The sequence below is a fragment of the Mycobacterium sp. 1245805.9 genome (assembly GCF_001672915.1).
Taxonomy (GTDB): domain Bacteria; phylum Actinomycetota; class Actinomycetes; order Mycobacteriales; family Mycobacteriaceae; genus Mycobacterium.
Map to the genome: position 1 here is coordinate 1 of NZ_LZKR01000213.1, position 11,852 is coordinate 11,852.

Consider the following 11,852-nt stretch of genomic DNA (forward strand, 5'->3'; position numbering starts at 1 on the left):
CCGGACGGCCAGGCTGGGGAGCAGCGCGTCGCAGGGCAGCGACGCCGTTCGTTCCGATGGTCGTACCGCCACAAGGTGTTTCAGCATCCGGCCATCCGGGGAAGGCGTTGACGGGCGGCGCGCTGCACCAGTCGCGGCGCCACGGCCCGATGCAGCGGACCGATCACGGCCCAGACCGTACGGGCGGCGACCTTGTGGCGGTACGACCATCGGAACGAACGGCGTCGCTGCCCTGCGACGCGCTGCTCCCCAGCCCCGCCGTCCGGGCGGACCGCGCCGTCAGCATCGCCGCGCCGGCACCGGTCGTGTTCGCCTGGCTCCGCCAGTTGCGCGTCGCCCCGTACAGCTACGACATCGTCGACAACTTCGGCCGCCGAAGTCCCCGGGAGCGCAACCCCGAACTGGTTCGCCTCGAAGTCGGGCAGCGGTTCATGACCCTGTTCACCCTGCGGTCGTTCGTCGACGGCGAGCAGATCACGTTGCGGTCCAAGGGCGTAGCCGTCACGTACCGCGTCCGGCCCGAGGGCGCCGGGTCACGGCTGCACGCGCGGGTGCTGTTCGCCGGGCCGCGGCCGATCGCCCGTGTTCTCGAGCTGGGCGACCGGATAATGATGCGAAAACAGTTGCTGACGTTGAAGTCACTCGCGGAGCGCGAATCCGCGGCCACCCTCGCGTGAACCGGTTGGCCCGTTCGTTCGTCCGACTTGGTGTAACCCGGATGGCTACAAAAAGGCATCCACACCCTCACCGAGAAGAGCAGGACCGGTTTCGTGAAGTTCCCTGATGTCGCCCCGACGGCGCGGGTCATGACGGTGGCGATCATGGTCTCGGCGGTCGTGTTCCTCGACGGCACCGTGGTGAACCTGGCCCTGCCGGCCATGGGGCGCGACGTCGGCGGGGGCATGTGCACCCAGCAGTGGGTCGTGGACGGCTACCTGCTGGCCGTGGCCGCCATGGTCCTGCCGGGCGGTGCCATCTCCGACCTGTTCGGGCGGATACGGGTGATGCGCTTCGGGCTGGCGGCCTTCGGGGTCGGCTCGGCGATGGCGGCGACCGCTGGCACCCCGTCGATGCTGATCGCGGGGCGCCTCGTCCAGGGATTGGGCGGGGCTTTCCTGGTGCCCGGCTCGCTGGCGCTGATCAACTCGACGTTCGAGCCGGCCGCCCGGCCCGCCGCGATCGGATCGTGGACCGCGTGGACCGGAACCGCCTTCGCGGTGGGACCGCTGCTGGGCGGGTTGGCCGTGGACTTTCTGGGCTGGCGCTGGATCTACGTGTTGTCGGCGGTCCCCGTGGCCGTCGGTTTTGCGTTGACGTACTGGGTGCGCGGCATTCCCGGACCCTCCGGACGCGCCCGCCTCGACATCGTCGGCGCCGCGCTGTCGGCGCTCGGCCTGGCCGCCACGGTGTACGCGCTGATCGAACAGGGCCGGCGGGGCTGGGCCGACGCGCTGGTCAGGGCGGCGTTGGTGGTGGGCATCGCGGCCCTGCTGGCCTTCGTGGCGTGGCAGCGCCGCGCGCCGCACCCGATGGTGCCGCTGAGCCTGTTCGCCGCCCGCAACTTCGCCGGGGCCAACCTGGTCACGGCGTTCGTCTACGGCGGCATCACGATGGGTTCGCTGGCGATCGCGCTGTACCTGCAAGAGGTCGCGGGATATTCGGCCACCGCCTCGGGCCTGATCACGCTTCCCAGCCCGATCCTGTCGTTACTGTTCGCCCGCGGCGTCGGCGGCCTGGCCGCCTGGATCGGACCGCGCCTTTTCCTGATGGCGGGTCCCGCGCTGGCCGGGCTCGGGCTGCTGCTCATCCGCCCCACCGCGCACGGATTGCACGCCCTCACCGACGTGTTGCCGGGCCGGATCGTGCTGGCCGTCGGCATGGTCCTCGCCGTCACGCCCCTGACCGTGGTCAATTTGTCCGCAGTCAAGTCCGCACACAGCGGGATCGCCGCCGCGATCCAGAACGCGACGGGGCGTACCTCCGCGCTGATCGCGGTGGCCTGCGTCGGAGTGATCACCGCCAACCGGCTCACCGATGCCAGCTTCGCCCGGCTCATGGTGGTCAGCGCGGCGCTGTTCTTCGTCGCCGCCGCCGTCGGCGGCCTCGGCATCCGAAACGGGGGCGCTGCAGCCGAGGCCCCAACCGTCGCCCCCGCCCGCCAGCCGCACCTGGCACCAAGCTGATTTTTGCAGTCAGCTGCAATCTTGCTTATTACTGCATCGTCGCGCTAACGTGATCGAGCGTGAGCGAATCGAGGATGCGAAATGGCGATCACCGGAACGGCCGCCCGGCCGGTTAACCAGTTCATGAACGACCCGATCGGGTTCTTCGGCCAGTCGTACACCCAGATGCACAGCATTGCGCGGCCCGAGCTCGAAGAGCTGCAACGCCAGGCGATGGGCGCCCGCTTCCGGGAGCATTACGACTCCATCGAGATGCTGCGCAAACTGGCCGACCGGCTCGGAATCACGGCGCTCGATGAATTCAATGACGTTGTGCCGCTGTTCTTTTCGCACACGGCGTTCAAGTCCTATCCGGCCGCCCTCATCGACAAGAAACGCTTCGACCTGATGACCAAGTGGCTGGACAAGCTGACCAGCTACGACCTGTCCGGCGTGGACACCGCGGGCTGCGCCGGGATCGACGACTGGATCGACCGCCTCGACGAGCAGACCCCTCTCGAGGTAATCACGTCCAGCGGCACCACCGGCACCATCTCGATCCTGCCCAAGGACAAGCGCGGCGCGCGGGACGGCATGACGCTGTGGAAGATCTGCCTATTCCAAACCTTCGGCCAAGAACCCACCGAAACAGAACTCAATCCCGTGGTGGACGTGGTGTGGCCCAACTTCGCCAACGGCAAGCTCGGTCATCTGCGCATCGCCAACATGATCAAGCGCGGCTTCACCGGAGGCGACGAAACCAGGTTCCACGCCCTGTATCCCTTCGCGGTGGACACCGACCTGATGTTCCTGGCATCCAAGATGCGGGCCGCGGCGTCACGCGGCGAACTGGATCGGCTCGAGATCGACCCGGCGCTGGCCGCCCGCAAAGACGAGTTCGTCGCGATGCAGGCGCGCCAGGCACAGGACATGGATGCGTTCTTCGCCCGCATCACCGAACAGCTGCGCGGCAAGCGGGTCTTCATGACCAGTACCTTCCACGTGATGTACGACATCGCCCGGGCCGGCCTGGAGCGCGGGGTGCGCAATGTCTTCGCGGCCGACTCGGCGATCCTCACCGGCGGCGGGATGAAAGGCGTTGCGCTGCCGGACGATTTCATGGATGTCATCAAGGACTTCCTCGGCGTCGACCGGATCCAGCTCGGTTACGGCTTCTCCGAGTCGAGCACCTTTCACTGGGGTTGCAGCGAGGGCCGTTACCACGTCGCGCCGTGGGTCATCCCGTTCGTCCTCGATCCTGACACCAGCGAGCCGCTCCCCCGCACCGGTGTGCAGACCGGCCGCGCGGCCGTCTATGACATCCTGCTGCGCGCGCACTGGGGCGGCGTCATCTCCGGCGACGAGGTGACGATCGACTGGGATCTGCAGTGCCCCTGCGGGCAGGCCAGCGTGGCGTTCGAGAAGGACATCATGCGCTACAGCGAGAAGAAGGGGATCGAAGACGACCGGATCACGTGCGCCGCAACGCAAGAGGTGCACGACGAGGCGGTCAACTTCATGAAGGGTGTGGACCTGTGATCGCCTACACCGTCCCGCTGTTCTTGCGGGGACGCGTCATCAGCGAGGACCTCGTTCCTTTCGACACCCGCCTCGGTGCCGCACAGTTCCAAGCACCCGACATGAGCAAGTACGTCGAGCAGCTGCCGCTCAAAAGCCCCGCGGAGATGGCCGACCTCTACGACGTGGGCTTCGACGAGATCCTCGACGTGCTCGAGGCGCTGGGCGACGCGCTTGACTTCGAGTCCAACACGCACCTGCAGGAGGCGTACGAAGCGTCGCTGGTCGCCAACGTGTTGCCGGCGGAGATGCTGCAGAACAGCTATCGCGTTCTGCGGCCGCTGTTTTCCCGGGACAACGTGACCGAAATCGCCGACAGCCAGGTCGGGCTCGACTACCTCAACGGATGGGTCCCACACAAGTTGCGCGACGGCCGGGAGCTGCGCGTGCGCGCCTTCGGTTCCCGCGTGCTGCACATCCCGGCGGGCAACGGCGGACTGGTCTCCGCGGTGACGATCCTGCGTTCGGTGATCACCCGGTCGGACGCGATCGTCAAGGCGCCGTCCAATGACCCGCTGACCGCGATCGCCATCGCGCGCACCCTGGCCGACGTCGCGCCGAATCACCCGATCACCCGGCACCTGGCGGTGGGGTATTGGAAGGGCGGCGACGTGACCGTCGAAGAGGCGCTGTACCAGCCGCACCGCATCGAAAAGATCGTGGCCTGGGGCGGCCTGGCGTCGGTCAAGCACGTAACCCGTTACATTCAGCCCGGTTTGGAGCTCATCGCGCTGGATCCGAAACGCAGCGCCACCATCATCGGCCGCGAAGCGTTCGCTGACGAAGCCACCATGCACGAGGTGGCCCGCCGCGCCGCTACCGACATCGGTGTGGCCAACCAGGAAGGTTGCGCCAACGCCCGCGTCATCTACGTGCTCAGTGGGACGGATGCCGAGGGGCTGGCCAACGCCAACCGGTTCGGCGAAATGGTCTACCGGGAGCTGGTGTCGTTGCCGGCGGTGGTCAGCACCCCGCCGCGGTACCCGAACCGCGAGCTGCTCGAGCATCTGGAGTCTTCGCGCATGGCCGACGACTTCTACCGGGTCATCGGCGGCGACCGGCGCGAGGGCGCCATCGTCGTCTCGCAATTCGATGAACCAGTGGACTATTCGCCCATGCTGTCCGGGCGGGTGGCTAACATCGTGCCGGTGGACAGCATCGACCAGGTGACCGCGGCGGTGAACTCCTACACGCAGACGATCGGCATTTACCCGGAGTCTCTCAAGCGCCGGCTGCGAAACACGTTGCCGCTGTTCGGCGCCCAGCGGCTGACCAGCCTCGGCTACGCCTGCAGCGTCGCGATCGCGATGCCCCAGGACGCCATCGAGCCGATCCGGCGGATGTGCAAATGGATCGTCGACGAGGAATGCGACCCGGACGTGGTCATTCCGCTCTGGCGGCTGGCGCCGGCATGACCGAACGTCCGACTGCCCTGCAGGTCGTCGACGGAATCGACTTGTCGGGCAAGACCTGCGTGATCACGGGGGCCTCCTCCGGGTTGGGCCGCGAGTCGGCGCGCGCGCTGGCCGCAGCCGGCGCACACGTCGTCATGGCCGCCCGGAACCCCGATGCCCTCGCGCAGGCGACCCGGTGGGTAGCGGCCGAGGTGCCCCACGCCCGGACCTCGACGGTGGCGCTCGACCTCACGGCGCTGGTCAGCGTCCGTGCGGCGGCGAGCGCCATCCGCGAGATCGCGCCGGTGATAGACGTCTTGATGAACAACGCGGGGGTCATGTTCACCCCGTTCGGCCGGACCCGCGACGGTTTCGAAACACAAATCGGCACAAACCATTTCGGTCACTTCGAACTCACCCGGCTGCTGACCCCGCAACTCGCCGCCGCCGGGAGCGCCCGCATCGTCACGCTGTCCTCGGGCGGCCACGTCATGGGCGACGTCGACTTCGACGACCCCAACTGGGAGAGCAGGGAATACGACAAGTTCGTCGCGTACGGCGCGTCCAAGACGGCGAACATCCTGCACGCGATCGAGGCGGACCGGCGGCTGCGCGGCTCGGGCATCCGCGCCTACGCCGTCCATCCCGGCACCGTGGCCACGTCCCTGGCGCGGTACATGTCGCGTGCCGACTTCGCCGACCTACGCAAAATGGTCTCGGCCAGCGGCGGCGCCCTCGACCTGTCCACCCCCGAGCAGGGTGCGGCCACCCAGGTGTGGGCCGCGGTCAGCCCCGAACTGGCGGACAAGGGGGCGCTGTACCTGGAAGACTGCGCGGTCAGCGACGCGGTAGCACCCCACGCGCGCGACGAACAGCGCGCGGCGGACTGGTGGCTCCTTTCCGAAAAGGCATGTGACGGGCCGTGAACCGACACCAGCGGCGAAAGCTCGAGGTGCGGGAGAAGATCCTCGCGGCCGCCTTCGAGCTGTTCCTCGACAAAGGCGTCGCCGCCACCACGATCGAGGAGATTTGCGAGCGCGCCGACGTTGCCAACCGGACCTTCTTCAACCACTTCGCGACCCGTCAGGACATGATCCGGGCGTTGGCGCAACTGCGGCTGGTCAACCTGCACGACGTCGTGTTCGATCGCGCCGATCAGCCGATCCCGGCGCGCCTGGCCGGTGTGTTCGACGACATCGCCACCACGCTGGTCGGGTCGGGTGACAGCTACCGCGAGCTGATCGGGGAGATGATGGCCACCAGCGGCTACGGCATCCAGCGCGGCTTCAACCTGCACGACACCTTCGTCGAGCTGGTCAAGGAGGGGGTCGCGCGCGGAGAGGTCAATCCGCGGCACGACGCAGAAACCCTGGCCGACATCATCGTTGGCGCGCTGTCCGGGGCCATCGTCAACTGGACGGTCGACCGGACATACTCGTTGGAGACCAACCTGCACAACCTCGGTGTCGCGCTGGCCGAGTTGCTGAGCGACTGACACGAACTCACGGTTCCGGCAGCGGCGCCCAGTCGGCCGACAGCCGCGAGCTGAACCGCGGCGGGCGGCGATCCAGGAACGCGGTGACCCCCTCGCGCGCGTCGGCGGTGCCCATCACGCGGTGGTGCAGCTGGGTTTCCAGCGACGCGACCTGCCGCGGGCTGTAGTTGTGGATGGCGGCATCCCACAGCAGCCGCTTGCACAACGCCGCGGACATCGGCGCCACGTGGGCCGCGATGTCGCGGGCCATCTCCACCGCGTGGTCGAGCACCCGCTCGGCCGGCAGCGCCCGGTTCGCGACGCCCAGCGCCACCGCCTCGGCGCCCGTGAAGGTGCGCCCGGTGAGCAGCACCTCGGCGGCCACCCCCAGGGTGGCCAGGTGTGCCAGCGTCCAGTGCGACATGCAATCGGGTATCACGCCCCGGCGCACTTGCACCACACCGTATTTGGCGTCCTCGGCGACCACGCGGATGTCGGCCTGCAGCGCGATCGTCAGGCCGATCCCGATCGCGTGACCGTTGAGCGCTGCGATCACCGGCTTGCGCAACTCGAAGGCGGCCGGGTCGATCGGCGAGGCCGAGAACGCGTCGGCATTCGAGGGGGCGTCGAACGGCGAGATGTTGCCCGAGAAATCCGCCCCTACGCAAAAGGCGCTGCCCGCGCCGGTGACCACGATGGCGCGCACGTCGTCGTCATCGTCGCAGTCGCGGTACGCCCGGCTCAGCAGCGCGCCCATCTCGGCGGTGTAGGCGTTGAGATGTTCGGGGCGATTCAGCGTCAGCACCGCCACGCCCTCGTTGATGTCGATCGTCATGTCGGCGCTCATCGCGTGCCCCCTATTCGGAAAGCTGGAACTCCACCATGTCGGCAAGCGCGTCCACGGCCTCGCTGAGCGCGGTGAAGCGGTCGGCGGCCGACGGCGCCGACAGCACGGCGTAGCGGTCTGCGGCGCCGATCGGGATGCGAGATGCCAACGCGAAAAGCCGCCGCCCGGCGTCGGTTTCGCGGGGCCCCAGGAGCACGTCGCGCTCGGGCAACCGGGCATCGCGGGCCTCCGCGATCCGTTCGAACAGTGCGATCACCCGCTCCTCGAGATCCAGCAGCTGCGCCTCGGTTACCGGCTCGCCGGCTTCGTCGGGCCACATCGTCACGGTGGCGCGCGGATACGGGTCGTCGGGCAGCCACTGGCGCACCCGGATCCGCTCGCCGGTCCGGCAGCGCAGCGCGTACCGGCCGGCGCCGAGGTCCGCGTGTTCGTCGATCCGCGCCAGGACCCCGACGTCGCAGCGCGCGTCGCCGCCGCCGACCTCGCGGCCCTGCGCGATCAGCACCACGCCGAACGGTTCGTCGCCGGCGAGGCAGCGCCGCACCAACGCGCCGTAGCGGGGCTCGAAGATCCGCAGCGGCAGCTCCTGGTCGGGCAGCAGCGCCGACTCCAGCGGAAACATCGCCAGCGGGGTGGTTTCGGGATCCGCCATGACGCTAGATATCCAGCTCGGCCACCAGCGCGTCGACGACCGCGCGCAGGTCGCCGTCATGCTCCTCGGCCACCCGGCGCTGCCGCTGATACGACGCCCCGCCGTGATAGATGTCGGCGACCGCGGCCAGTTCGTCGGCGCAGTGCAGCGACTTCGCGATCGGTTCCAGCCGGTTCAGCACGTCGTCGAGGTCCTCGGTGACCAGGCGCTCGTTGCTCTCGGCGTCCAGGATGATCACCGCGTCCAGGCCGTAACGGGCGGCGCGCCACTTGTTTTCCTGGACATGCCAGGGCGGCATGATCGGCAACGAGTCGCCGGCGTCCAGCCGGCGGTCCAGGTCCACCACCAGGCAGTGCGTCAACGCGACCAGCGACCCGAGCTCGCGCAGGTTGGGCACGCCGTCGCAGACCCGCACCTCGAGCGTGCCGAGGTGCGGCGAAGGCCTGATGTCCCAACGAATTTCGTCCATGTGGTCGATGATGCCGGTCTTCTTCTGGTCGTAGACGAAGCCCTCGAACTCGGCCCAGGTCTGAAAGTGGAACGGCAACCCGGCGGTGGGCAGCTGCTGGAACATCATCGCGCGGTTGCTCGCGTACCCGGTGTCCTCCCCGGCCCACCACGGCGACGACGCCGACAGCGCCAGCAGGTGCGGGTAGTAGTTGAGCAGCGACGTCATGATCGGCATCACCTTGTTGGCCGACGAGATCCCCACGTGCACATGCACTCCCCAGATCAGCATCTGCCGGCCCCACCACTGGGTGCGCTTGATCAGCTCGGCGTAGCGCGGCGCGTCGGTGAGCTTCTGCGCCGACCACTTGGCGAACGGGTGGGTGCCCGCGCAGAACAGCTCCATGCCGCGGTCGCGGACGATCCTGCGGGCCGGACCGAGGGTGTCGCGCAGATCCTCCATCGCCTGCGCGGCACATTCACAGATGCCGCTGACCACCTCGACGGTGTTGCGCAGCAATTCCTTGTGCACGCGCGGGTTTTGGCCAATCTCGGCGATGACGGCGGGGGCCTCGTTGCTCAGGTCGCGGGTCTGCGCGTCAATGAGCGCGAACTCCCATTCCACGCCGATGGTCGGCCGCGGTGAGCGGGCGAAGTCGATGTGGGCGCGGGACCTGCTAGCCGGCACCGATGACACCGCACGCCACCCGCTTGCCGGCGTCACCGGTCGTCATCGTCGTCTGGTCGGGGCCCGGCGTTCCGTTGGTCTGGTTGTAGCGATCCGATGGGATGTTGGCGAAATTGTCGGCGCCGGCGTGGATCACGATCGCGGTCTTCTCGCCCGTCAGCAGGTCCTCCATTGCGAACGCGTCGGTGGTCGTCACCAGCATCCCGACTCCGTCCTTGCGGACCTGCAGCGAGGTCAGGTCCCCGCTCTCCGGTGACCCGGAATGCCCGGGCGCCTGGAAGTGCCCGCCGGCGGACAGGAAGTCGCCGGGCGCGCCGCCGGTCGGGGCCGTCGAATTGGCCTCGCACTTGCCGACCTTGTGGATGTGCACGCCGTGGAAGCCGGGCGCGAGGTGGCCGGCGCCGCTCGTCGCGATCGTGATGGTGGCGTAGCCGTTGCTGAAATCGAACTTCGCGGTCGCCACCTCGACCCCGTCGGGCCCCTTCAGCCGGGTGGTGATGCTGCGCCCCGCGGGCTGCTGTTGCTGATCGCCCTCGGCGCCCGCGCCGGCCGTCGGCGCGCTCGACCCGGTCCACACCGGGGGCACGGTGCCGGGGACCGACGAGGCGTGCTGCGGCGACGCGCACGCCCCCACAAAGGCGACGCAACCCGCCGCGAATAGAGCGGGCACGGCGGCGGCATTGCGGTGCTTAGGCATAGCGAGAAGCCTATCCCGAGCCCTCCGGAATTTGGAGCAGCGGGCCTCAGCCCGTCACCAGGACGATGACGCCGGGCGGCTGGTCCTTGAGCGCCGGAATCCGCGGCTGGACGGGCGCTCCCAGCTTCTGGCCCACCGCGTCCGCGGTGGCGTGTTCGCCCTCGGCATCGGTGAAGTACACCGTCGTGGCCGTGACGTCGGGGATGGTCAGGTTTCCGACGTCGGTCACCTTGAACCCGGCGGACGTGAGCTGATCCTTGGTCTTCGCCGCGACACCCTCTTTGGACGAGATGTTGTAGACGTGCACCTCGGCCTGGTTCGCCGGGGCGCTGCTGGTGGCGGCCGACGAGGTGGCGGTGCTGGTGACGCTGGACGCCGCCGACGCCGACTCGTCATCGGACTTCCCGGAGGAACTGAGCGCCTGCCAGCCGAGCAGCAGGAAGATGACTCCCAGGAACAACAGCACCATCACCATGGCCCGAAGGGGAAGGCCCGTGGAGTCGGGCACGCGCTCTTTCATCGTGCCCCACTGTAGCGAGTTAGGTCACCTCGAAGCCGAGGCGGCGCGCGGCCCGCGCCTTTTGCCGGCTCGCGCGCAGCCGCCGCAGCCGCTTCACCAGCATCGGGTCGGCGGCCAGCGCCTCGGGCCGATCGACCAGCGCGTTGAGCACCTGGTAGTAACGCGTCGCCGACATCGAGAACAGCTCCTTGATGGCGTCCTCCTTGACCCCGGCGTACTTCCACCACTGGCGCTCGAACGCCAGGATGTCGTGTTCGCGACGGGTGAGGCCATCGGCGATTTCAGCGTCGTCCCCCGATCGATTTGCCCGCGCCATGGCGCTGTCCATATCCGCTTCCCCTGGACCCTTCCGGCGATTCTCAACGTGCTCGAATGACTTGACTTACGTAGGCGTTTCAAGGGCATGTTTCGCGCGAATATTGAACCACGCCGCGAACCCTCAAGCCGTAATCCAGACCCGCGAGTCGGCCGATAAGCTGACCGATCATGGCAGTCGTACCCATACGCATCGTCGGAGATCCGGTCCTGCACGCCCCGACGACGCCGGTGGCGGTCGCCGCCGACGGTTCGCTGCCGGCCGACCTGCCCGAGCTGATCGCCACCATGTACGACACCATGGACGCCGCGCACGGCGTCGGGCTGGCCGCCAACCAGATCGGATACGGGCTGCGGCTCTTCGTCTACGACTGCTCCGAGGACCGCGGGCTGACCGACCGCCGCCGCGGCGTCGTCATCAATCCGGTCCTGGAGACCTCCGAGGTTCCCGAGACCATGCCCGACCCGGGTGACGACGACGAGGGCTGCCTGTCGGTCCCGGGCGAGTCGTTCCCCACCGGCCGGGCGAAGTGGGCGCGGGTGACCGGGCTCGACGCCGACGGCAGCCCGATCACGATCGAGGGCACCGGCCTGTTCGCGCGGATGCTGCAGCACGAGACCGGGCACCTGGACGGCTTCCTGTACCTGGACCGCCTCATCGGCCGGCACGCGCGCGCCGCGAAACGAGCCGTGAAGTCACACGGCTGGGGCGTCCCGGGATTGTCGTGGCTGCCGGGCGAGGGGCCGGACCCGTTCGGTCACTGATGGTCTCGTGGCCGGACCTGGGAACGCGGGTGACGGTTCGCTACCGGCTCCCCGCCGGATCCGTCCCGCCGCTGACCGACGCGGTCGGACATCTGCTGGCGGTCGATCCGCAGGTGCGGGTGCGGACCAAAACGGGCGCCGTGGTGCAGTTCGCGCCGGCCGACGTGGTCGCGCTGCGGACGCTGACCGACGCGCCGGTGCGCACCTCCGACATCCGGGCGGTCGAGCGGGCGGCCGCCGCGGCCTGGCCCGGCGCCGAACAGGCCTGGGTCGACGGCTGGCTGCTGCGCGCGGCCGCCGGCGCCGGCGCCGA

Annotated in this window: 13 protein-coding genes and 1 pseudogene; 8 read left to right on the forward strand and 6 right to left on the reverse strand. The window is 68.7% G+C overall.

Annotated features, from left to right (window positions below):
* Nucleotides 1–194: 194 nt before the first annotated feature.
* The 6 genes from A9X00_RS27130 to A9X00_RS27155 all read left to right on the forward strand — a co-directional run bounded on the left by A9X00_RS27130 (nt 195) and on the right by A9X00_RS27155 (nt 6,629).
* Nucleotides 195–677 carry a hypothetical protein gene (locus A9X00_RS27130; protein ID WP_232006958.1) on the forward strand — a complete coding sequence of 161 codons (483 nt, stop codon included), beginning with the start codon at nt 195–197 and terminating at the stop codon, nt 675–677.
* Nucleotides 678–770: 93 nt separating this feature from the next.
* Nucleotides 771–2,183, forward strand: a complete 1,413-nt coding sequence (locus tag A9X00_RS27135) for an MFS transporter (RefSeq protein WP_232006959.1) — start codon at nt 771–773, stop codon at nt 2,181–2,183.
* Between the two features lie 81 nt (nt 2,184–2,264).
* A complete protein-coding gene (locus tag A9X00_RS27140) occupies nt 2,265–3,701 on the forward strand; it encodes a hypothetical protein (RefSeq protein ID WP_067160803.1) in 1,437 nt (478 codons plus the stop codon).
* The gene (locus A9X00_RS27145) at nt 3,698–5,155 is read left to right on the forward strand and encodes an acyl-CoA reductase (protein ID WP_082975558.1); all 1,458 of its coding nucleotides are present in this window, start codon (nt 3,698–3,700) and stop codon (nt 5,153–5,155) included. The genes A9X00_RS27140 and A9X00_RS27145 overlap by 4 nt, the downstream gene beginning before the upstream one ends.
* Complete coding sequence (locus A9X00_RS27150; RefSeq protein WP_067160806.1) at nt 5,152–6,060, forward strand: SDR family NAD(P)-dependent oxidoreductase; 909 nt, start codon at nt 5,152–5,154, stop codon at nt 6,058–6,060. Before A9X00_RS27145 ends, A9X00_RS27150 begins: the two co-directional genes overlap by 4 nt.
* Nucleotides 6,057–6,629, forward strand: a complete 573-nt coding sequence (locus tag A9X00_RS27155; RefSeq protein WP_067160808.1) for a TetR/AcrR family transcriptional regulator — start codon at nt 6,057–6,059, stop codon at nt 6,627–6,629. Before A9X00_RS27150 ends, A9X00_RS27155 begins: the two co-directional genes overlap by 4 nt.
* A gap of 7 nt (nt 6,630–6,636) precedes the next feature.
* Here the strand turns inward: A9X00_RS27155 and A9X00_RS27160 are convergent, their stop codons facing one another.
* The 6 genes from A9X00_RS27160 to A9X00_RS27185 are packed head-to-tail and all read right to left on the reverse strand — an operon-like array spanning nt 6,637 to nt 10,787.
* Nucleotides 6,637–7,455 carry an enoyl-CoA hydratase/isomerase family protein gene (locus A9X00_RS27160; protein WP_067160811.1) on the reverse strand — a complete coding sequence of 273 codons (819 nt, stop codon included), beginning with the start codon at nt 7,453–7,455 and terminating at the stop codon, nt 6,637–6,639.
* 10 nt (nt 7,456–7,465) lie between these two features.
* Entirely contained in the window at nt 7,466–8,107 is a 642-nt protein-coding gene (locus tag A9X00_RS27165) for an LON peptidase substrate-binding domain-containing protein (protein ID WP_067160814.1), read from the reverse strand.
* 4 nt (nt 8,108–8,111) lie between these two features.
* The gene (locus A9X00_RS27170) at nt 8,112–9,242 is read right to left on the reverse strand and encodes a glutamate--cysteine ligase (RefSeq protein WP_082975559.1); all 1,131 of its coding nucleotides are present in this window, start codon (nt 9,240–9,242) and stop codon (nt 8,112–8,114) included.
* Nucleotides 9,232–9,939 carry a superoxide dismutase family protein gene (locus tag A9X00_RS27175; RefSeq protein WP_067160820.1) on the reverse strand — a complete coding sequence of 236 codons (708 nt, stop codon included), beginning with the start codon at nt 9,937–9,939 and terminating at the stop codon, nt 9,232–9,234. The genes A9X00_RS27170 and A9X00_RS27175 overlap by 11 nt, the downstream gene beginning before the upstream one ends.
* Before the next feature lie 46 nt (nt 9,940–9,985).
* A complete protein-coding gene (locus tag A9X00_RS27180) occupies nt 9,986–10,459 on the reverse strand; it encodes a LytR C-terminal domain-containing protein (RefSeq protein WP_067160823.1) in 474 nt (157 codons plus the stop codon).
* Between the two features lie 19 nt (nt 10,460–10,478).
* On the reverse strand, nt 10,479–10,787 hold the full coding sequence (locus A9X00_RS27185; protein ID WP_066931013.1) for a DUF3263 domain-containing protein: 309 nt from the start codon (nt 10,785–10,787) through the stop codon (nt 10,479–10,481).
* Between the two features lie 158 nt (nt 10,788–10,945).
* Here A9X00_RS27185 and A9X00_RS27190 point away from each other — a divergent pair, with 158 nt between their 5' ends.
* A complete protein-coding gene (locus A9X00_RS27190; RefSeq protein ID WP_067160826.1) occupies nt 10,946–11,539 on the forward strand; it encodes a peptide deformylase in 594 nt (197 codons plus the stop codon).
* Nucleotides 11,539–11,852: pseudogene (locus A9X00_RS27195) on the forward strand (GNAT family N-acetyltransferase); the annotation flags it as partial. The gene A9X00_RS27190 and the pseudogene A9X00_RS27195, both read left to right, overlap by 1 nt.